Annotated in this window: 20 protein-coding genes and 1 pseudogene; 3 read left to right on the top strand and 18 right to left on the bottom strand. The window is 60.9% G+C overall.

All coding sequences use genetic code 11. The annotated features are described in order from the left end of the window. Positions 1-73: 73 nt before the first annotated feature. The 18 genes and pseudogenes from AC3WXD_RS26575 to AC3WXD_RS26490 all read right to left on the bottom strand — a co-directional run bounded on the left by AC3WXD_RS26575 (position 74) and on the right by AC3WXD_RS26490 (position 18,440). Positions 74-688 carry a recombinase family protein gene (locus AC3WXD_RS26575; protein WP_005303904.1) on the bottom strand — a complete coding sequence of 205 codons (615 nt, stop codon included), beginning with the start codon at positions 686-688 and terminating at the stop codon, positions 74-76. A gap of 60 nt (positions 689-748) precedes the next feature. Beyond that, positions 749-1,966 (bottom strand): TniQ family protein, encoded by a 1,218-nt coding sequence (locus AC3WXD_RS26570; RefSeq protein ID WP_102079432.1) that lies wholly within the window; start codon positions 1,964-1,966, stop codon positions 749-751. Then, on the bottom strand, positions 1,963-2,871 hold the full coding sequence (locus AC3WXD_RS26565) for a TniB family NTP-binding protein (protein ID WP_027011230.1): 909 nt from the start codon (positions 2,869-2,871) through the stop codon (positions 1,963-1,965). Before AC3WXD_RS26565 ends, AC3WXD_RS26570 begins: the two co-directional genes overlap by 4 nt. Positions 2,872-2,873: 2 nt before the next feature. After that, positions 2,874-4,592: a TnsB C-terminal domain-containing protein gene (locus AC3WXD_RS26560; RefSeq protein WP_019576674.1), complete on the bottom strand. Its 1,719-nt coding sequence runs from the start codon at positions 4,590-4,592 to the stop codon at positions 2,874-2,876. Between the two features lie 135 nt (positions 4,593-4,727). Then, complete coding sequence (locus AC3WXD_RS26555) at positions 4,728-5,162, bottom strand: EamA family transporter (RefSeq protein ID WP_102079473.1); 435 nt, start codon at positions 5,160-5,162, stop codon at positions 4,728-4,730. A 26-nt stretch (positions 5,163-5,188) separates the two neighbouring features. Continuing rightward, positions 5,189-6,544 (bottom strand): ATP-binding protein, encoded by a 1,356-nt coding sequence (locus tag AC3WXD_RS26550; protein WP_102079431.1) that lies wholly within the window; start codon positions 6,542-6,544, stop codon positions 5,189-5,191. Then, positions 6,520-7,185, bottom strand: a complete 666-nt coding sequence (locus tag AC3WXD_RS26545) for a response regulator transcription factor (protein ID WP_102079430.1) — start codon at positions 7,183-7,185, stop codon at positions 6,520-6,522. Before AC3WXD_RS26545 ends, AC3WXD_RS26550 begins: the two co-directional genes overlap by 25 nt. Positions 7,186-7,216: 31 nt before the next feature. Continuing rightward, complete coding sequence (locus tag AC3WXD_RS26540) at positions 7,217-7,768, bottom strand: cytochrome b (RefSeq protein WP_102079429.1); 552 nt, start codon at positions 7,766-7,768, stop codon at positions 7,217-7,219. A gap of 39 nt (positions 7,769-7,807) precedes the next feature. Continuing rightward, entirely contained in the window at positions 7,808-8,566 is a 759-nt protein-coding gene (locus AC3WXD_RS26535) for a COG4705 family protein (protein ID WP_102079428.1), read from the bottom strand. A gap of 9 nt (positions 8,567-8,575) precedes the next feature. After that, positions 8,576-9,025, bottom strand: coding sequence for a hypothetical protein (locus tag AC3WXD_RS26530; protein ID WP_102079427.1), 450 nt, complete (start codon positions 9,023-9,025; stop codon positions 8,576-8,578). 28 nt (positions 9,026-9,053) lie between these two features. After that, positions 9,054-9,836 (bottom strand): COG4705 family protein, encoded by a 783-nt coding sequence (locus tag AC3WXD_RS26525; protein ID WP_154205951.1) that lies wholly within the window; start codon positions 9,834-9,836, stop codon positions 9,054-9,056. Positions 9,837-9,905: 69 nt separating this feature from the next. Continuing rightward, positions 9,906-10,502 carry an undecaprenyl-diphosphatase gene (locus AC3WXD_RS26520; protein ID WP_102079425.1) on the bottom strand — a complete coding sequence of 199 codons (597 nt, stop codon included), beginning with the start codon at positions 10,500-10,502 and terminating at the stop codon, positions 9,906-9,908. Positions 10,503-10,558: 56 nt separating this feature from the next. Next, positions 10,559-10,894 (bottom strand): PepSY domain-containing protein, encoded by a 336-nt coding sequence (locus tag AC3WXD_RS26515; protein ID WP_102079424.1) that lies wholly within the window; start codon positions 10,892-10,894, stop codon positions 10,559-10,561. Positions 10,895-11,044: 150 nt separating this feature from the next. After that, positions 11,045-11,821, bottom strand: a pseudogene (locus AC3WXD_RS26510) (TolC family protein); the annotation flags it as partial. Further along, positions 11,818-14,931 (bottom strand): efflux RND transporter permease subunit, encoded by a 3,114-nt coding sequence (locus tag AC3WXD_RS26505; protein ID WP_062739608.1) that lies wholly within the window; start codon positions 14,929-14,931, stop codon positions 11,818-11,820. The gene AC3WXD_RS26505 and the pseudogene AC3WXD_RS26510, both read right to left, overlap by 4 nt. Beyond that, positions 14,931-15,221, bottom strand: coding sequence for a hypothetical protein (locus tag AC3WXD_RS26500; protein ID WP_492324978.1), 291 nt, complete (start codon positions 15,219-15,221; stop codon positions 14,931-14,933). The genes AC3WXD_RS26505 and AC3WXD_RS26500 overlap by 1 nt, the downstream gene beginning before the upstream one ends. Positions 15,222-16,513: 1,292 nt before the next feature. After that, positions 16,514-16,828: a hypothetical protein gene (locus tag AC3WXD_RS26495; protein WP_492324977.1), complete on the bottom strand. Its 315-nt coding sequence runs from the start codon at positions 16,826-16,828 to the stop codon at positions 16,514-16,516. 511 nt (positions 16,829-17,339) lie between these two features. Further along, the gene (locus tag AC3WXD_RS26490; protein ID WP_034396223.1) at positions 17,340-18,440 is read right to left on the bottom strand and encodes a DNA-binding protein; all 1,101 of its coding nucleotides are present in this window, start codon (positions 18,438-18,440) and stop codon (positions 17,340-17,342) included. 413 nt (positions 18,441-18,853) lie between these two features. Between AC3WXD_RS26490 and phnF the strand changes: the two genes are divergently transcribed. The 3 genes from phnF to phnC all read left to right on the top strand — a co-directional run bounded on the left by phnF (position 18,854) and on the right by phnC (position 21,459). After that, positions 18,854-19,582, top strand: coding sequence for a phosphonate metabolism transcriptional regulator PhnF (gene phnF / locus AC3WXD_RS26485; protein WP_059414262.1), 729 nt, complete (start codon positions 18,854-18,856; stop codon positions 19,580-19,582). Positions 19,583-19,659: 77 nt separating this feature from the next. Further along, the gene (locus AC3WXD_RS26480; RefSeq protein WP_423200970.1) at positions 19,660-20,574 is read left to right on the top strand and encodes a phosphate/phosphite/phosphonate ABC transporter substrate-binding protein; all 915 of its coding nucleotides are present in this window, start codon (positions 19,660-19,662) and stop codon (positions 20,572-20,574) included. Positions 20,575-20,661: 87 nt separating this feature from the next. Continuing rightward, the gene (gene phnC, locus AC3WXD_RS26475) at positions 20,662-21,459 is read left to right on the top strand and encodes a phosphonate ABC transporter ATP-binding protein (protein WP_034396216.1); all 798 of its coding nucleotides are present in this window, start codon (positions 20,662-20,664) and stop codon (positions 21,457-21,459) included. The last annotated feature ends 1 nt before the right edge of the window (position 21,460 follow it).

Genomic DNA, 21,460 nt, shown 5'->3' with positions numbered 1-21,460 from the left:
TAGGTGAATTGATGCCGCGATGAGCGCCGTCATCCTCGAATCCGTGCTGACCATGTAGAGGCCAGTTTTTCTTTTACATCTTGGACAGCAGTCGTATTCCATCTGCGCGCAATTCCCCCTTGGGAGAAATATGCCGGTACAAGGTCTGTCGCGTGATGCCGAGCTCTTGGCACAGGTCGCCGACCTTAGTTTCAGTCTGCCCCATTGCCGCCATCGCCAGGCGCAGCTTGGCGGCGGTCATCTTGAAAGGCCGACCACCTTTCCTACCGCGCGCCCGCGCCGAGGCCAAGCCCGCTACTGTGCGCTCTGCGATCAGCTCGCGCTCGAATTCGGCCAGTGCGGCGAAGATGCCGAAGACCAGTTTGCCAGCAGCGGTCGTCGTGTCGATGGCCGCACCGTGGCCGCTCAGCACCTTGAGACCGACGCCACGCCCAGTCAGATCGTGCACGGTGTTGATCAGGTGCCGAAGGTCGCGCCCGAGCCGGTCGAGCTTCCATACGACCAAGGTATCCCCTGAACGCAACGCCTTCAAACAGCTCGCCAAGCCGGGACGATCCTCGCGCTTGCCGGATGCCTGGTCTTCGTAAAGATGCGCCGGGTCGACATCGGCGGCGATCAGCGCGTCGCGCTGCAAGTCAGTGGCCTGGGAGCCATCCGCCTTCGATACCCGCATGTAGCCGATTAGCATGTCATACCTGTCACATATACGTTCGATTATGTGACAGTATGCGCCGGAAAGTTCTAACCGTCAAAAGTTGTCACTTAACCCGTCACTCTGTTTAAGACATGCAAAGGGCCCATTAGGCTCGTAATGTGACAAAAATTCCGGGGGGATGCCTTCCTTTGCAAAGGTGGTGCGCAACTGTTCCAGGGAAGCGGGATCGCGCCGACCATAGGAAGCCAACGCGAACAGCGAGCGTGCCGTCTCGGGGTCGTGCCGCGCTTCAATGATCGCCTCACTGATAGCTTGGACCGCCCGTTGCCAGTGATTGACGGGTTCGGGCTTCGGCGCTTTCGCCGGCAGACCACTGGTGAACCCGGTTTGGGGCTCGGACCAGAACAGCTTTGCATGCTCGCCTGGCGGGCTGATATCCCTCACCTCGATCAAGCTGATTGCCGTTGCCGCTGCCTCCAGCATCTGCAACCGTATTGCCGGGTTCAGGGTTTCATACGGTCGCCACAGACTTTGCCCAGCACGCAGCGGATGCCCGCAGCCTTGCCAGACTTGGCGAAGATACCCCGCGTAGGTTCCGCACGCCGAAAGCGGGGTGTTCAGCTCATCGAGCAGCGTGCGTAGCAGTCGAAACCACAAACCAGCGTGGATGCGTCGGCGCGGCAGTTCCACATGGCCGGTCGTCAGTGCCTGCCAGGTACGCCGGTCCATCACTGCAATCGCGTCGCTGGCGGTGCGCGACGCAGTGTCGGCGTTCTCCCAGCCGAGAAACCGCCCAGGCACGCCCCAATAGGATTCCAGCCAGCAGCCATGCAGCGGGCAGCTCAGCATCAGGGGCAGCTTCCATGCAAGCAGTACGGCGTGGTTTGCCGGGTCGTTCAGACAGAGCGGACAGGCGCGATGTATCGGCTGGCTGGGCAGCCAGGCACGCCAGCTCGTGATGGATCGCGTCCTACGGCGGAGTTTCGGCAGCAGCACCGAGAGCTGGAACGCATAGGTTTCCAATGCGTCTGGAATCTGATCATCAAGGCTGTCCAGTAGCCAAGGCACCCAGCCGGCGAAACTCATGCAACGCAGCCGGTCCGGCTCGATGCCGCTCCGCTGGGAGAGCATCGCCAACAGCGCCAGTGGTGGCGCGGTATCCAGGTCATCAACCTGAGCGTGACCAAGATCGTGCTCCAGCAGCTCGGACACCTCCATGTGATAGCAAAGGGCCACGCGGTTGAGCCACGAAGACAAGGCTTCGCCTTCTCTGGGGGCCGGATGCAGTGGCCAGCGTGGCGCTGGCTTCACATCAGTTCCCGCTCGAATTGCCGCCGCCGCTCGCTGGGGCCGGTGTAGTCGGCCATGCTGAGCGTACGGTGGTTGATCGCTTCCTCTCCGCTCTCCACGGCGACGATGGCCGCCGCCATCAGCAAGTGCGCCAGTTCGCCTATGGTGCCCTCGCTGCGTGTGAGCAGGTAGCGGGCCATGTCCAGCGTGGCAATCGACGAGGGTCGCCGCAGTGGAAGCGAAGCGGCGAAACTGGCCAGCAGTGAGCAGCAATCGTGATTGGCCTCCCATACCGGCAGCATCATCGGCTCGAAGCGATTTTCCAACTGGTCATCGGAGCGGATGGCCAGGTAGGCGTCGCGCGTGCCGACCCCGACCAGTGGGATGCGCAGTTCATTGCCGAGGAAGCGCAGGAGATTGAGGAATTCCCGGCGATTGACGCTGTTACCGGCCAAGACGTTGTGCAACTCGTCGATCACCAGCATGCGCACGCCGACCTTGCGCAGCAGTGCCAGCGCCAGTTGTTCCATTTCTGGCAGCCGTGGGCGCGGTCGCAATGGCGCACCCATCGCCGCGAGCAGCGCGACGTAGAAGCGGATTACCGACGGTTCGGATGGCATCTGCACGACCAGTACCGGAATGTGCTCCTGGTCGGCGTCGGCTCTGGCCGGATGCGTGCGCCGGAACTTCTCGACGATCATCGACTTGCCGTTGTTGGTCGGGCCTACCAGCAGCAGGTTGGGCATGCGTTGCTTGTTTGGCCACGCATACAGGGTTTCCAGCCGGTTCAGCGCCTCGACTGCTCGCGGATAGCCGATCCAGCGGTCGGCGCGAAGGCGATGGATGCGTTCGTCCGCCGGGAGACGGGCCAAGCCCTGGGCCGCCGGCAGCAGGTGGGACAAGTCGATGATGGGATATTCTTCCACGGCTACCACTCCTCAATCTGGTCGAACGGTTTGGCCGGCAACTGGTTGTCTGCCTGCTGCCCATCCATGTCAGCGCCCGGTGGTGGCGTGGTTTTGACAGGCGGTGCCGTTGCCTTGAGATGCTGGCGTCGATCCGCGTCGCGCCGCGCCTTGCGCGTAGCCTTCTGCGCGGTGGTAACGATTTCGCGCATCTGGCCGATCATGCGGAACAACGCCGACTCATCCACCTGTTCGCGCCCTTGCTGCCGCAATTTCGCCAGCGCCTGTCGTTGTTCCCAGAGGGTGACAGCCGGGTGCGACAAGGTACGGTAGGGAATTTCCAGGTAGTGCTGCCCCTCTGGTTCCAGCACCCATATGCGGCTGATGTCGCGCGGGTCGCGCCGGATCAGGAACGCAGGCAAGCGGTCCCGCCGAGCTATCCACGGCTTGAGCGCATCGGCGTAGTAGTGGATGTGGTCGATGACGAAGCCGGTGCGGGTCAGCGTGCGGCGGATGATGGGCAGAAAATCGACCAGAAAAGCCGTAGCGCGAGTGATGACGGTTGGCACGCCGGTCCGCGTGATAGCTTCGGCCCAGCGCGCGGCCGGCGGTTGGAGCAGGCCGTTGTGCACAGAGCCGTGATAGGTGCCGACCGCCAATGTGAGCCAGCGCTCCAGCTCGCGCAGTGTCAGGGCGGCCATCTTCTCGGAGGCGTATTCCCCGCGCTGGTCAGGATTGGAGAAGGTCGTCCCCGGCAATTCGTCGTGGATCATCTGCATCGCCGTGCCGATGATCCGTTCCACGATACCGCCGTAGTGCGGCTGCCCGAGCGGGCGATAGTCCAACCGGATGCCATGCTGCTCGCAGCCACGGCGCAGCGCCTCGCTCTTGAACTCAGCCGCGTTGTCCAAGTAGAGCAGTCTGGGCTTGCCGCTCATCGGCCAATCCATCTCTACGTTCAACCCTTCCAACCAAGGGCGCTTGTCGCAGGCGGCATGCACCAAGCACAAGCCGACCGAGACGGCGGACGGGGCTTCCAGCGTAACGACCATGCCAACCACGCAGCGGGTGAATACGTCGATGGCGAGGGTCAGGTACGGACGGCCAATCGGTTGCCGGTCGCGCTCGTCCACCACGATCAGGTCGATGACTGTGTGGTCGATCTGCACCTGCTCCAGCGGCGCGGAGACGGGTGGCGGAACACCACCAACACCTTGCAGGTCGCGGGCGGCATCTTGTCCTTCCCGGCGGTGAGTGACCTCGCGCGGATCGAGGCCGGCGATCCGCAGTGCCACCGTGTTGCGCGCCGGCACCCGCAGCTTTTGCAGCTTGCACGCCCGCACAACTTCGCGGTGGAACGCCGCCAAGCTACGCTTCTGCTTGGTCAGGAAGCGCTTTTGCAGTAACTCGCGGATGATTCGTTCGACCGACTCCGGCAAGCGGCCTTTACCTTTGCCACCGCTCGACTGCCCAAGAGCCAAGTCAGTGACCAGCCCCGAACCTAGCCGGGCACGGCGGATCAGGACGTAGACCTGCCGCCGGGACAGCCCCAATGCCTGGGCTGCCGCGTCGGCCGCTTCATGCCCAACCGTCTCCGACTGCGCCAACGGCCCAATGATCTCCGCACGACGACGCGCACGCTCCCATGCCTGTTCTGGCAGGGTGGCCACGCCGTGCTCGGTAATCGGTGCGGTATCGGTCGCCATGCTCACCTCGCTTTGGTGCACACGAGTATTGAGCATAGACGAGTTTTGTGCAGAGGAATCCTGATATCGGGTTATCAGGATCCGTATGCACAACAGGCTTCAAACCGCGCTGAATGGTGCAGTCGTCTTCTGAAAATGACATCAGGATAGGGTATAGCTCAAGTTGACGCATTAGCGCTTGAACGCCAGTAACAAAACACCACCAGCGACCATCGCAATACCAGACCACTCGCGGAGCGACGGGCGTTCACCAAGAAACGTGAACGCAAACACCGCCACCAGTACGAGACTGAGTTTGTCTACCGGCGCGACTTTGGATGCATCGCCGATCTTGAGCGCCCGGAAGTAGCAGACCCATGACGCTCCGGTCGCCAAGCCGGACAACCCGAGGAAAAGCCATGTCTTGGGGGACAGATCCAAGGGGTTGGCCCATTTTCCCGTGTAGGCGACAAACGCCGACAGGACGACGATGATGATGGCCGTTCGGATCAAAGTAGCCAGATCGGAATCAACTCCCTGAATGCCCACCTTGGCAAAAATCGCCGTCAGCGCCGCAAATACAGCCGATAGTAGTGCCCAGTAGAACCAACCAGTTGAACTAACCAATTCGCTACACTCCCTCATTTCTCAAGTCATTGCTTCATGGGAACGATAACGGATACCTTTAAGCCGGTTTGCTGAATTTCGTCCACGAAGTCGAGGCGGATTTCTGCACCGATGCGATGGGCAATCGTTTGGACGATTGATAGTCCTAGACCCGAACCAATCTGCTCGCTGCCCAGTGTGCGGTAGAAGGGATCAAAAACCCGATCCCGTTCTGTCAACGGAATGCCAGGCCCGCTGTCCTGAACACGCAGCTCGGCTTTCCCTTTTGATATTCCCACGGAAAGATCGACCCGCCCTCCCTCTGGCGTGTAGCGAATGGCGTTATCGACCAGATTCTTGACCACGGCGATCATGTCCAGCTCGCTGGCCCACACTTCGGCGTCTTGCGTGCCTTCGACCCCGATGTCGATGTGCTTGGCCTCGGCCAGCGGCATGAGGTCTTCCAGCACGCGACGGTAGATGGCCTGAACGGATATCGGTGACTTCGGCGAGTCGGCAGCCGACTGCGCCTTGGCCAAGGTTAGGAGTTGATCCAGAAGGCTTCGGCCGCGCTCGATTCCTTGGCGCAACACCGTCAATCGTTCGCGCGCCAGGGCGGACATTTCTGCCTCTGCCAGCCTCTCTGCTTGCAGCGAAAGGGCGGTCAACGGCGAGCGCAGTTCGTGCGCGGCATCCGCCACAAAGCGGCGCTGAGAGTCCATTGACTGGCCGACGCGGGCGAGCAACCGGTTGATCGCCACGGCAAATGGGCGCACCTCGACCGGAAGGTGACGGTCTTCGACGGGGTGCAGTTCCTGCTCGGCCCGCAGGTCAATTTCCTTGGAAAGTGCCGCAATGGGGCGGAACATCTTGCGCACCAGGTCAGCGACGATCAATAGCAGTACCGGCACGAGAATCAGGAAAGGCATCACGGTGCGTAGCGCTCCATCGCGGGCAATTTCATTGCGGAAGCCCGCTTCCTGCGCCACGGCGATGCGTTCACCGGTTGCCGTGGTCTTGACCAGCACGCGGAACGACTCTCCACCGATCTCCAGCGTGTGCAGCCCATCAGCCGGTGTTGTGGGCAGGGAAAGCGTACCGCCTGCATCCACACTTGCCTCAGATGGGTTAGCCTCATTCAAGCGCTGGACGATAACGCGCGATTCTTCATCGACATCTTTGGGGCGCGCGTCGGGCGTCGGCGTGGCCGGCGACAGGCGCTGCCGGTCCATGAGCTGCGCCACCTGGCGTAGAACGTCATCCTGTAGCTCGTGCGCCTCGTCAAAAGCCGACAGGAACGAGAAGATGCCCGCCACGATGGCTACCACGAGGATGGCCAGCGACAAGGTGAAGGACAGCTTGAGCTGAACCGATTCGTTCAGGCGTCTTTTGAGACCATCCATCCGACCCCCCTGACGTTTTTGATGACCTCACTGCCCAGCTTGCGCCGCAGTGCATGGATCAGAAATTCGACGGCGTTGCTTTCGACCTCTTCTCCCCAGCCGTAGATGCGGTCTTCCAGCTCGCTGCGCGAGAGGATGGCTCCGGGCCGAACCAGCAAGGCTTGCAGCAGCGAGAACTCCCGGTTGGACAGTTGCACCGGGGAGCCACCGTTAACGCTGGCTTCTTTTGTGGCCGGATCGAGCGACACCACGCCATTGGTGAGCACTGGCGTAGCCGTGCCGCCTTTGCGCCGCAGAACGGCGCGCATCCGGGCCAACAGCTCTGCCATCTGAAAGGGCTTTGAAACGTAATCGTCGGCTCCGCCGTCCAAGCCACGCAGGCGGTCATTCAGTCCATCACGCGCCGTGATAATGAGCAGAGGAACCGGGTTGTCCTTGCCGCGGATGCTGGCCAGCACCTCCAGTCCATCCTTGCCGGGCAAGCCCAGATCGAGCAGAACCAGGTCATAGTGCTGGCAACCTAGTGTCGAGAGGGCGGTCTGCCCGTCCTTCACCCAGTCGGCGGCGTAGGACGCATCCTTCAATGCGCCTTGGATCGCGTCACCGATCATGGGATCGTCTTCAACCAGCAATACCCGCATTCCCCCTCCTCTTGAAATTATTACGCCCGCATTACGGCAACATCGAGACAAGAACCTTATCTTTTAGTCTGATATGGTGATATATAGCAGCCATCGCATGAATGCCTGCCAACCATATGATGACATCACCAAGCAGTTTGTGAATCTCGCCCCAATCTGCAAGGTTGGAAAAATAAGAATTCCCAACTGCAGGGAACACGTTAATTCGGATTCCGCCCAATAGCGTCAAAGGATGAGATTCGCTTCCCAGAGCCAGCAGCGCAGAAATCGGCAGCAAAAGAAGTAAAGCCCACAGTGCAAAATGTGCCAATCGGGAAAGGCCAAACATCCATACCGACATCTGATGCCGTGGAGCACCCGGACGTATTGCAGCCCAAATCAAGCGCAAGAATGTGAGCACAAATACGGCGACACCCAAAGATTCATGCCACACGATGTCATTTCGTGTGGCTGGATCGACTCCACCATCAACTATTCGCCCGAAGTCGCCAGGCCCTAACACGAATGCTGTGACAACAATTGCGGCCGTAATCCAATGAAAGGCTTTGCTTAATTTGTCATATTGATCAGGACTATTTCTCATGGCATTGTTTCCTCCATATTGGCTGGGATGACCGTATTTTCAATGCGCGGTCCGGGCTGCCCTTTGCCTGAACAGCAGGATCGCGGTCAGCATGAAGGCCAGCAGCGCGGCCGATGCCGAATAGCGGCTCAGCGCCAGACCGCCAGCGCTCAGCGGCTTGTCCAGAAAGTCGCCGACCACGGCTCCCAGCGGGCGGGTCAGGATGAACGCCGCCCAAAACAGCAGTGTGCGGGACACTTCCGTCCTGTAGTAGGCCACCACCACCAGGGCGAGCAACCCGCTGAACACAACAGCCGCGCCGGTGTAGCCCAGGCCTGCCGTATCCGCCATCCAATCGCCCAGCGCCGTACCCAGCGTCTGGGAGAACATGATCGTCAGCCAGTAGAACGCTTCCGCTTTGGGTGAGCTGACGGTGTTCACTGATACGGAGCCGAGGGTGCGATGCCAAACGAAGAGCGAGCCGAGCAACAAGGCCAGCAGCAGGCTCGAACCGCCAGCGTACCCGATGCCGAGCGAACGATCTGCAAAGTCGGCCAACGTCGTGCCGACCGTGGTGGTGGCGATGATGGTGGTCCAGTACAGAAAGGGATGGAAGCCCTTGGCCTTGACTTGCGCGATGACGGCAGCCAGGAAGATCACGGCGAAGATGCCGGTGCCGGCCAAATATCCCAGGTTCATGGACATCGAGACGGCATCGCCGCCGGTTTCGCCAAGCGTGGTTGCGGCAATCTTGATGAGCCAAAAGCCAAGCGTGACTTCTGGCACCTTGGCCAGAGCGTGTTCAGTGGATGTTTTCATGGGGTAAGCTCACTGTCCTTCGAGCGTGTCGAAGGTTTTTAGCAGAGTACCCATCGCAGCCTTGCAGTCAGCTTGGCTTGGCGCATCGGCACGCAACGCAGACAACGCCTTGTCGATGGCTTTGTCGAGCAGATGCCAGTCGTCGGCTGCGCGCGGTTTCAGTCCAGCCTCAGCCGAATCCCAGGCCACCTCCAAATCCTTGATGCGGGTCTTGGCGGCGGGCAGATCACCCTTGTCTACGATGGTGGACACGTCAGTGGCGATGCTGCGAAATGCGGTCAAGTCGCCCAGCTTGGAAGCGGCTTTGCCCGGCGATACCGTGCTGGCGTTAGTAGTCGGTGCAGGGGCGGTGCTCGCGCGGCCTTGGTCGGCAGGCTTGGAGCAGCCGGTGGCCAGGGCCACGAGCGCCACCGCCGACACGGCAGCGACAAGGCGGGCGATAGCGTGCTGATTGGGCATGATTTCTCCTTGGAAGTTGGGAAGATGGTTACTCGGCGGCTTGGGCGGAGCGGCCTGCGCTCATGCCGATCTGCGCAACGGCCACGAGAATGACGATGACTGAGAGGAACAGGGTGCTGGTCCACATGGCCCCCATTCCGAGGCCACCGTAAGTCTTGGCTTGTGTCAGCAGGTCGCCGAGCGCAGCGCCGAAGGGTCGGGTCAGGATGTAGCCGATCCAGAAGGTCAGCACGGCGTTGCCACCCATGCGCCACACGGCATAGGTGATGCCGATTAGCGCACCAAAGGCGACAGCACCCCAGGTAAAGCCCAAGCCCAGCGCCTCGGTCGCCAGATCACCGGCAGCAGTGCCCAGCGCAAACGTGCAGAGGATGGCGGACCAATAGAACAGTTCTCGGTTTTGCGTCACGATGTCGTGGATGGACAAGGTACGTTCGACCCGATACCAGACAGCGAAAATCACGGCGAGCGTGACGGCGAACGCCGAAGTGCTGATGTACAAGCTGACGCCCAGGCCGTCGGTCAACAGGTCGGTGATCTGGGTACCGACCACGCTGACCAACACAACCGTGAGCCAGTAAATCCAAGGGGTGTAGCGGCGGGTGCGCAGTTGCGTGAACAGGGCGACTGCCAGTAACGCCCCCATGACGGTGCGCGTCAAGCCTTGGCCAAAACCCGCGTTGACCGCCAGGAAGTCGGCCCCCGTCTCGCCCACCGTCGTGGACATGATCTTGATGATCCAGAACGACAGCGTGACTTCAGGGACTTTGTTGAGCCAGTCGCTTGCTCTGACCGTGGGCAAATTGTTCATAGTGTTCTCCTGCCGGTGTGAAAGGGACTGCCGCCAGTCTGAGCAGGCAGACTTAGCCCATCCATAGGCTCACTCGCGCACCCATCCCTGCGCGATCAGCTTGCCGAACAACAGGCAATGGATACGGCTCACCTGCCGGTAGACCGGCCCCAGATACCAGCGTGCTGCGTGCAATGTCAGCGCGGCACCGAGCGATGCGACCGCGATGGCACCAAGCATGTCCAGTGGAAAGTGAACCCCCAGGTAGATGCGTGACCAGGCGATTGGTATGCCAAACAGTGCCAAAGCTACGCCAGCCCTTAGTAGTCTTCTCTGTAGCAGAAAGCTGAAGGCAACCGACCACCACAGTGTCAGGTGATCGCTGGGGAATGACGAGTCGGCAACATGGGGAATGAGCGTATGACCTAGCCCGATCATGAAAGGCCGGGGGTGCGACCAAGCTAGACCGATGATTTGGTTGGTCAGCAGCCCAAGCAGGCCGGATGCGGTAGCGATCAGCAGCGTTTTGCGGGTGTTCTCGTTGCCACGCAGCCAGCTGATGCCGATCAGAATCGGGACGGCCCAGATGAGCCATTCCGCAAAGAAGGTGGCCAGCGTCACCACCAGAGCGTTCGGGTGTTCAGGCGCGTTGAGCCACAGGAAGAATGTTTGGTTGAGATGTTCCATGAAGTCTCCGGGCCGGATCACGGCGTCATGCGCAATCCGGCCACACTGGCAGGCGGTCAGTCTTGCTTGTCGTGGTCGTCATCGTGATCCGCCTTGTCCTCGGCAGACGAGATGACGGTGCCCTTGTCGGCATCGACCCGGACATCGAAGACCTTGGCCCCGCTGACAACTTCCACGTCATAGACCCAGCCTTGCTTCGAGTTTTCGTACTCGGCGCGCGATGCCTTGCCATTGGCGTGCTGCTCGGCAACGGTGACGGCCTGGGCGAGCGGAATTTTGGCCTTGGTGATCGCCAGGGCGTCGTTTTCCATACCGCCTTTGGCGGCATAGGCGACAGCGCCAGTCGTAGCAATGGCGATGGCCAGCAGGGAAAGTTTGGTGTAGCGGTACATGATGCTTCTCCAGAAGAGTGCAGGGATTTGCACGGTGGAGAAGTTACGCAGGCAGACTTAGCTGCTACTGAGCTGAGCCGTCGCCGTTATCGTCGGAGATTGTTGGCAATGGCTTAGCGTGCTTTATTTTCCGTTTTCTGAGACGACCCCTGCCTGCACCTCTTCCGCCATGGCAAGCCGGTACTCGTGGCTGTCCTGTATGTACTGCGTGCGCAATCGTTCCGGTGGGTCCTGCGGCAACACAGGCAGCGCGGTGTCAGCGGCCATCATGGGCCGGGGCAACCCCGGAAAACGGGCCTGCAGTTCCGCCTGCGCGGCCTGTTCGGCTGCAGCGGCCGTCGCCAGTGCGGCTTGCATGCGAGCCTGGTCAGCTGCTGCCAGTTCACCGTCCAAGCGCGAAGCGTCACCCAACTGGACCCGGCGGGCCGTCAGCGTCGCCAACTCGGCCGCAGCCCGGGCATTCTCCTGAGCGGCCTGGCGTGCTTGCCCTGCCCGCACAGCAGCAAACCACAGCGAGAGGATCTGCCGCGATGCTTCGTGGCGTGCGTCCTTCACCGCAAGTTGCCCAGCCTCGGCCGCCGCATCAGCAAGCTGGCCATCGGCTTGAGCCTTGCCCCACAGCCTCAACGGCCGCTCCACGGCGATCTGCCCTTCGGCATGTCGCTCAGATGGATCTCGGACCTGACGCCCCTGTCCGATCGCTCTCACCACAGTCTCGGCCGTCCCCGCTCGAATGCCTTCGGCACGGGCCAGCGTGGCATCGCGCCGGGCTTCGGCCGTCATCACCTCGGGCGATTGCGCCACCGCTTCACGCACCGAGCTCTCAGCGGGTAGGTAGCCCGGCGTGTTCTGCGCTTGCGCGGCGGTGCCGCAAAGCAGCATCACGCCGGCTCCGGCCAATGCGAAGCGAAACATGTTCAACCTCATTGCAAATCTCCCTGCCCGTCGGCCGTCCGGGCCCGGGGCATACCAAAGCGTTCAAACAGCAAGGGGAGCAGGAGCAGCGTCAGTGCCGTCGAAGAAAGCAACCCGCCCGACACTACGATCGCCAGCGGGCGTTGAATCTCCGACCCTGGCCCGCTGGCCAATAGCAGCGGAATCATTCCCAGTGCGGTAATGCAGGCTGTCATCAGCACCGGCCGCAGGCGGTCTTGCACGCCCACACGCACGGTTTCCGCCATGCTTGAGCCCGACTCCAGCAAGGTGTTGAAGTGCGAGACCAGCACCACACCATTGAGCACCGCGATCCCGAGCAGCGCGATAAAGCCGACGGAGGCCGGCACCGACAGGTACTCGCCCGATATCCGCAGCGCGGCGATGCCGCCTACGAGGGCAAACGGAATGTTCGCGACGACCAGCACCGCCTGCCGCACCGAGCGGAACGTGAGCATCAGCAGCAGAAAGATGGCGCCCAAGGCCAGCGGCACGACCAGTGCTAGACGCGCCGCCGCACGTTGCTGATTCTCGAACTGGCCGCCCCAGACAACACGCAGTCCTTTCGGCAGCGTGCTGATGCTGCCAACCGCACCCTGTGCTTCCTGCACAAAGCCGGCCAGATCCCGGCCTTCAACGTTGGCCTGGATCACAGCAAACCGGGCTCCGTCTTCATGATTGATGCGCACCGGCCCGTCCACGCGTTCGATGCGGGCCAGAGACGAGAGCGGCCAAGTTTTGCCATCTGGCGCCGTCACCAGGAGGCCGGTGAGGTTCTCCGGCGCTTGGCGCAGGCCCGCTCCGCCGCGCAGGATCAGCGGTGTACGCATAATGCCTTCGGGCACTACGCCAATCCGGTCACCTTCGATCAGGGCTCGCAACTGCGTTTGCAGGGCATCTCCGGTAAAGCCAGCGTGGCCGACTGCCGCGCGATCCAGCGAGACCTTCAGGTACTGCACACCACTGTTGCTGGGCGCGATCACCTCGGCGGCGCCACGGATGGAGCGCACCTTGGCAGCAATGGCCTGTGCGGCCGCGTCAATAGCGGCGAGATCGCTGCCGAAGAGCTTGATGGCGATATCCCCGCGCGTACCGGTCAGCATCTCCGACACGCGCATCTCGATCGGCTGCGTGAAGCCATAGATCACGCCGGGAAAGCGCTCCATCACGTGACGAATGGCTGTCGCGATGTCCTCCTTGCTGCCGCGCCACTGGTCCTTGGGCTTGAGCACCAGGAAGGTGTCGGTCTCATTCAGACCCATCGGGTCCAGGCCCAGGTCGTCGGAGCCGGTGCGCGCCACGATGGAGCGGATCTCGGGCACCTCTTTGAGCAGCGTTTGCTGCACGCGTTGGTCCAGGTCCAGCGATGCTGCCAGGGAAACAGACGGCGCCTTTTGCAACAGCACAATCAGATCGCCTTCGTCCATGGTCGGCATGAACGTCTTGCCGACTGACATGTACAGCACCACGGCCACGACCAGCGCCGCCCCCGCCACGCCAAACACGATGCGGCGGCGCGCCGTGGTCCAGGCCTGCAGGCGGGCAAAGCCACCCGCCACCTTGCGCATCAGCCAAGGCGCCTCATCCGCATGCGCGAGCAGCAGCATGGAGGCCAACGCCGGCACGACCGTAAAGGCGATCACCACAGACGAGGCCAGTGCCAGCATGATGGTCAGCGCCACCGGCCCGAACAACTTGCCCTCCAGCCCCTGCAATGACAACAGCGGCAGGAACACGATGGCGATGATGGAAACGCCGGAGAGCATCGGCACCGCAACGGTAGCCACTGCGTGACGGATCACGGCCCCGCGCAGCGCTGGATCGGTCTTGTGGTCTTGGGCACGCGCCATGGCGGTCTCAATGTTCTCCACCACAACGACCGCCGCATCCACCAGCATGCCCAGAGCAATGGCCAGTCCACCCAGGCTCATCAGGTTGGCGGTCAGGCCCACGTAGCGCATCAGCAGGAAGGTCGCCAGCATCGACAGCGGCAGCGTGGCCGCCACCACCAGCGCCGCCCGCACACCGCCCAGGAACAGGTACAGCGTGATGACCACCAACACGCTGGCTTCAATCAGCGCACGCACCACCGTGTTGGCTGCGCGTGTCACCAGCTCGCCACGGTTGTAGAACACGTGTGCCGACATGCCCTTGGGCAGTTGAGGGCCAAGCGTGTCCAACCGTTCCTGTACCGCCTCGACCAGCTTGCGGGCATCGCTGCCGCGCAGGCCCAGCACCAGCCCTTCGACTACCTCACCGTTGCCATCCTTGCTGACGGCGCCGTTGCGGGTCGCCTCACCCAGCTGCACGGTGGCCACATCGCCCACGGTGACGGCAGGGTTGGACGCCGGACTCTGCGCTGGCACCACGACAATCGCTCGCAGATCGTCGAGCCCGCGCACGCCGCCTTCCACGCGGACCACCCAGTGCTCGTCACCGCGATCAAGCCGGCCCGCACCATCGTTGCGATTGTTGGCATCCAGCGCCTGGCGCAGCTGCTCCAGCGTCACCCCCCGTGCACGCAAGCGTGCCGGATCGGGCGTTACCTCATAGCTGCGGACCTCGCCACCCAATGCGTTGACATCGGCCACGCCAGGAACGGTGCGCAACGCCGGCCGGATGACCCAGTCCAGCACTCGGCGCCGCTCCGCCAGCGAGTAGCCGTCGCCCTCCACGGTGAACATGAACATCTCGCCCAGCGGCGTGGTGATCGGCGCTAGGCCACCCACGGCTGTCGACGGCAGGTCGCGGGCAAGACCTGCCAGGCGCTCCGACACTTGCTGGCGTGCCCAGTAGACGTCCACACCCTCTTCAAAATCGACCGTCACGTCGCTGATGCCGTATTTGGACACCGAGCGCACGATCGTCTTATGCGGAAGGCCGAGCAGTTCCTGCTCGATGGGCGTCGAGACACGCTGCTCGACTTCTTCCTGCGTCATGCCCGGCACCTTGAGCACGACCTTGACCTGCGTCGGCGAGATATCGGGAAACGCATCAATCGGCAGGTTCAGGTAAGCCCAGACGCCAGCGGCAGCAAGCACGCCGGCCGCGATCAGCACCAGTACACGCTGGCGCAAAGAAAACTCAATCAGGCGGGACAGCATCATTGTTCTCCCGCCAGCAAGCCCTTGAGTGCACCGACGCCCGCAACCGCTACGCGTGTCCCTGTGGGCAGATTGGCGCGCACGACAGCGACGGCGTCATCCGTACTGGCAACGGCGACCTCCTGGAAGCGGAAGCCTTTGTCGGTGGCGACAAACACGCCCGGAACGCCGGACACGTAGGCCAACGCGGCCGCCGGAATGCGGTCAGTGCAATCGATGCGCCAACCACCACAATTCGTTTGAGAAACATGCCTGACTCCAATCCACGAAGGCAACGCTGTCGGCGTCATCCTCCAACTGCGTCGCCTCCCGAAGCGGCACGAACACCGACTGCGGCGTGGCGCTTCGAGGCGACGCGAACAAGAATGTAGGAACAGTGGATGGCCAGCGGATAGCAATGCAGCTACCGCCTTGTGGCGTCGAGCGAACGTGATGGGTCAGAAGCCAATGCTCCTAACGAATTCATGATCGCTACGGTGGGCGTGATGGGGCTGTTGCAGATCAACTCAACGAGTGTTCTGCTGCACCGTGACGCGCGTGCCGTCCGCCTGCTTAGGATCAGCAGGCCGGTGGGGGAGCCTGCGCTGGAGGCGTTCGATTGATGCGATCGCGCCAGCGCGCGCGAATTGGTGCTGGCCGAAAGACTGGGCGTGATATGGCTGAACAGGCAAGCGCTGCCAGCAGAAGAAAGGTGAGTGCCGATAACCCAGGCCCCGCAGCAGCCCAAAGAAATCCGGCGAGATCCGATGGACCGATCGAGGGCTCTACATCAACCTCAAAGGGTTCCCTGCTCGTCAGAGCCAGCTCGCGATCAAGAGCATACCCCTCATGCGCGGAGGCTCGATGATGGGAAGATCCGAGGGATTGAAAATGAGAATCAACCGCGCCAGAAAGCGCGGTGTGCACGTGCAGGCCAGTCTGTTTCGGAATTCCGAAATGGCCGTGCAGAAGTGGGCTCAGCAGCTGCAGCAACACGATAAGAAGCAGCAACACAGCCCGAAGCGAGATGCTTAGGGTTGCACGTGACATGCGCGCATTGTAGCGCATGGCATCGCGTTGAATGTACTGATGGGAGATGCTGCCGTACTAAGGCGTACGCAAACGTACAACGTAAGCGCGAATTTAGCCAAACGTAGCCCCCAGTCGGGAGGCGGCAGATGATTGTGTCCATCACTATTTTGATGGACACAATTCATGACGCCAGAAGACCTGGAGGACTTGTTGCCGTTGAAGGTTCTCCATGTGGGGGCGAACGGCAAACGCACCTTTGACCCACGAGGCAACCGAACCTATCCGTGAAGAGCTCCCCTCTATAGCCCCTCTCCATTTTTTTCGGTTGCCACGTTTCTGCAAGCCCGGTAGATGGGATTCAACGTGTTCCGTTAGCTCTCTCAGAAAGACTGTCTCGTCAACTCCAGCTGCCTCTCAGCGCACCAACCAGCCACCTTTGCTGATTCAGTAGCGTTCCTGCCCTGTAATGGGCGACGCCGATGCGCTTGGCGATCTGATACGGATTCGTGCTGCATGACGCCGCAAAATCCGATCTTGATCGGAAATTCCCTTTTGAATCATCGCCTTAGGATCATTCTGGCGAGAAATACACGAATCCCGGCCAACCCTCATTTTCGGCCTCAATACGCTCAAGACGTTCTAAAAGCGCCTGTGCTTCTGTAGCTCCCAAGCCAAGGGAGCTTTTTGACCGAGCATTTGGAAGCCCTGCAACGCGGCTCTTCGTTAATTGGAAGGCCTGCTTTATGCGAACCCGCTGATTTAGGGCTTGTCTTGTGTATCGGGCGTTAAGTCGTTGCTCGACAATCTCAATGAGTAATTCCCAAGTAAGCTTCCCCTCCCAGCCGTCGAGAATGCTAACTATGGCTTCTATATCCTGGTCTTCCAAGTTACGTGCTCGAACTTTCGGCCTATTTCTAGCCATCATTTTTCTCCATCGCGAGCATCAGGTTGCGCATGGTTTCAGTCGATATAATCGCACTAGGAGAGGGCTCCGGCCGGTGCGTTAAAGCGGCCCGAGCTACTTTGGCTTGCTCGATTCTTGACGGGACAGGAAGGTTTGACAGTTGGATGACCGCACCATGAGGAATACTGGGGTCATCAAGAAGGGCACACAATTGAGCCAGCCTTTTTACCGTCAGCTCGTGATGGTCTACCCACCGACTAGCTCCAAAGTAACCGTCAGCATGAGCCTGCTTGGCTGCCTCTAGATTCTCTCTAGCAGTCACCAGCTCATCCCGAATCCTGGCTGACCGAACCTCATCGCCTTTTACGCAGACCTGCTCAGAACAATTGAGGCAGTCAGCATGTAGCTGGCAGGGAGCCATGGTGTAATCATGGATACACACACCGAATTCGAGGGTCGGCAGGGATTCATGTAAAAAACCGCAGAAACAGGCTTAAGTCCCTGTCACAGTTGGGTTTTTATCATTCCTCTGTGTCATTTTTTCTGCCCCTTCAACAGGGTCTTTCGCGGACGCATCAGGACTGGGCACCGTAGCGCTGAAACGCTCCAGCATGCTGACCACGACCTGCTCTTGCGCCGTGACGGATGACTTGGCTGCGGTCAGCGCCAGTTCCAGCTGTTGCTTTGCCGTGAGCAGTTCGTTGGCCTTGGCCTCCAACTGTTCGTTCGAGGCGTTGAGTTGCTTGACGGCCGCCTCCTGCTCAACCAGGCGCCGACCCAACTCCTCGGTGCGCCGTTGTGAAAACCCAAGTTCATCCTTGAGCGGCCGCAGGCTCCGCAGCTCTTCCTGGAGCTGGTGCAGATCGCCCTGGGCACGGGATAGATCACCCAACAAGCGCGCGTTTTCCTGAAGGGTGTGGACGGCTTGCTGCTGCTTGGTTGCCAAGGCTTCATTCACGGTGCGCAACTCAGCCTGCAGGTACTGCACCTGCTGCTCATGCTTGCGCTGGTCCTGATCGCGCTGCTCTTTGGTGGACTGCCGGAAATGCTCCAGTGCCTGGCGGGCATGCTGGTGCTTTTCCTCCAGGGATTGCCGGTGGCGTTCTTCGGCCTCGATGCGCTCCTGCAGATCGACTACCTGTTGCGTGAGTTGTGTGCCTTCCAGGATCTTGCCGCGCAGTGACTCGCTGGTTTTTGCATGGGCTGCTTTTTCATCGGCCAACGCCCGCTGGGTTTGTTCCAGTTGCTGGCGGGCGGACTGGGCCTCGGTATTTAGGGCCGCGGCGGCGTGCTGATACTGCGCCAGCTGCTCCGCGTGCCTGGCCTGCGCCGAAATGACCCGCTCTTCGGCTTCCTCGTTCACCCGGGTGGCCAACCGCCCCACCAGATCCTGGATCGCCTCGCTGACAGCCACGCGGGTGCCGGTGGCTCCGCCTTCCTCTTCCTCGATCTCCTTCAGATAGCGGTGGATCGTGGTTTTGGAGCCGCTGCCCAGCTCTTCGCGCACCGCATCGATGGACGGATTCCGCCCGGTGGCCCGCAATTTATCGCGGGCGCGCAGCACTTCTGATTTGTAGATCCCGGCTCTGGCCATGGCTCACCTCTCTATTTCGTACCATAGTATGTATTATGATATTACATACTATTTATGAAGTCAAGAAATTGGGTTTTCTGCCATTTCTAACATTCGGTAATGGTGAATTATTCAATGTGATGCTGGTTTTCGCCCGTTTCCGCGATGGCGTGGGTACGGATGGCTGTGGATTCGAGTCGATGTGCAATACCTGCAATGCTTTGGTGAGATTCCCTCATCCAGGCCGCAACTTCACCTGAATCCGTGTGCTCGGCTCGACCGCAGCTTCATGTTCGAGCTACAACATTAATGATGTTGTAGCGCTACGTCCTGGCATCTCGAAAAACCCCGGATAGTCGTAACGCCAGGGTGTCATGAAACGGACATGGGCACCTCGTAAGCTCACGCTCATCCGCTTATCTAGATAACTAAACATGAGCCTCTACGTTGTCAATCGTGATTCTGGTCTGGCCCTGTACGCACAGATCGCTCAACAACTGGAGCTGGTCGTACACAACCAATACGCATCCGGGGAATGCTTGCCGTCGGAGGGGGATCTGGCAGTGCAATTTGGTGTCAACCGCCATACCTTGCGCCGCGCAATAGACGAGCTGGTCGAGGCAGGCCTACTGGAACGCCGTCACGGCCTGGGCATCTTTGTGCTCGACACACAACTGGACTACCAGATTGGCAAAGGCACGCGTTTCACCGAAAACCTGGCCGCACTTGGGTTCATGACCGAGAACCGCATCCTTCGCAAGCAGACCATTGGCGCCCTGCCTAGGGTGGCACAACGCCTGACCATTCAGGAAGGGGATGCAGTGCACTGGATTGAGACGTTACGCATGGTGGAGCAACGCCCCATGTGCTTGATATCGCACTTCGTGCCCGCCGAAAAATTCCCAGACCTCTTCGAGCGTTTCGAAAGCGGATCGCTGCATGCGCTGCTGGGTGCCACATATGGCTGCAAGTTACGCCGAACAGAAAGCCTAGTGACAGCGGTGCTCCCGCAAGGGGACGACGCCAAGACGCTGGGGATGCCGCAGAACCGACCGGTGCTGCGGGTCAAGAGTGTGAACGTGGACGACCGGGATGGTACCCCGGTCGAATACGCCATTACCCGGTTCCGTGCAGACCGGATCCAACTGCGCATCAACCCCTGACGGTCTCGCAAACCTATCTCTTTGTCTTCCCACTCACATGAGCCTTTGTAATGTATCTGAAACAATCCATCCGCCGTATGCTGTTGGCCACCGGCCTGGCTCTGATGGCCAGTCCGTTTGCTGCCGTGGCCGCACAAAACGACGGCACGGCCGCCAAGCCGCTGCGCGTAATTTTGGTGCCCGCCGACGGCGGCACCGAAGACGGCACCAAGAAGGACTTCCAGCCCATTTTCTCGGCCATCGAACAATCGACGGGCCTGAAGTTCGACATCAAGGTCGGTCAGAGCTACGGTTCGGTGGTGGAGGCCATGTGCAGCGGCGCGGCAGACATTGCCTGGTACGGCCCGCTGTCTTACCTTCAAGCCAAGAGCCGAGGCTGTTCCGAATTGCTGGCGCTGGCTGTCAGCAAGGGCCAGTCGGTGTACTACTCAGGTCTGTTCGCACGCACCGACAGTGGTATCAACAGCGTCGCCGACCTCAAAGGCAAAAAAGTGGCCTTGGGCGACGTGAATTCCACCTCCAGCTTTGCCGTGCCAGTGGCCATGATGATGGCCGGTGGCGTACTGCCTGCGCGTGATCTGGGCACCATCAACATGGCCGGCAGCCATGCCAATGTGCTGAAGGCCTTGGCCGAGGGGCTGGTCGATGCCGGTGGTGCGTCGTTCGACTCCTTCGAAAAAGCCGTCAACGGCAAAGCGATCGACCCCTCCAAGGTCAAAGTGATCATCAAGAGTGCGGCCATTCCCTATCCGCCGCTGGCCATCCACCCCAAGGTAGATGGTGCCGTCAAGGCCAAGCTGCGCGAGGCGTTCAACAACGTCGACAAACTGCCCGGCATCACCAAAGACCAGATCCGCGGCTACGGTGGTGGCAAGGTGGACGGCTACACCGCCAATGTCAGTGAAGAAGACATGGCCAATGCCGGCAAGCTGTTTGAGATGGTCACCGACCCAGTCAAGCAGGACATCATGAAAAAGGCCAGCGCGCGCTAAGCAGCGCCGCGCTACTCAAGCACCCCGTGCACGACAGTCAGGCCCAGGTCACTGGGTCGGGCTGCTGCATGAAAGAAAGGAAGCGACATGATCCGCTTTGAATCTCTCCAAAAAATCTGGCCCGATGGCACCCGGGCGATCAGCGAGGTGTCGCTGGAGATCCCGCAGGGCCAGTTCTGCGTGATCCTCGGCCCTTCGGGTGCGGGCAAATCCACGCTGTTGCGCGCGGTCAACGGACTCATGCGGCCGACCTCGGGCCGGGTGCTGATCGACGGCATCGAATTCAACACTGCCACGCAGCGCGCGTTGCGCCAGCGCGTGGCCATGATCCACCAGCACTTCAACCTGACCAACCGCATGAGCGTTGCGGCCAATGTGCTGTCCGGCCTGTTGCCCACGGTCTCCACCTTGCGTGCCCTGTCCGGCTGGTTCAAGCCTGAGCAGCGCCAGAAAGCCTGCCAGTTGCTCAACCGCGTCGGCTTGTCACCCACACACCTCCAGCGCCGTGCGGGCGACTTGTCGGGCGGTCAGCAGCAGCGGGTGGGCATTGCCCGCGCTTTCATGATGGACCCCGAAGTGGTGCTGGCCGACGAACCGGTGGCTAGCCTGGACCCCAAGATCTCGCGTGACATCCTGAGCCTGATTCGCGACGCTGCGCGCGAGCGCAACGCAACCGTGTTGTGCAGCCTGCACCAGGTCGATCTGGCCCGTGAGTTTGGCGACCGCATCGTGGGCATGCGCGACGGACGTGTCGTTTTCGACGGCACGCCAGCGGAATTCACCGACGAGCGCGTGCATGCGCTTTACCAGGGTGCCCGCTGGGAAGATGCACCAGCGGCCGAGAGCGACGCGCAGCACTCGGTGGCCGGTCTGGCTGTGGCATGAG

The sequence above is a fragment of the Cupriavidus sp. FW216-B1 genome, from assembly GCF_058789195.1.
The sequence above is the reverse complement of the archived record's forward strand: the minus strand, read 5'-3'. Positions and strand labels throughout refer to the sequence as shown.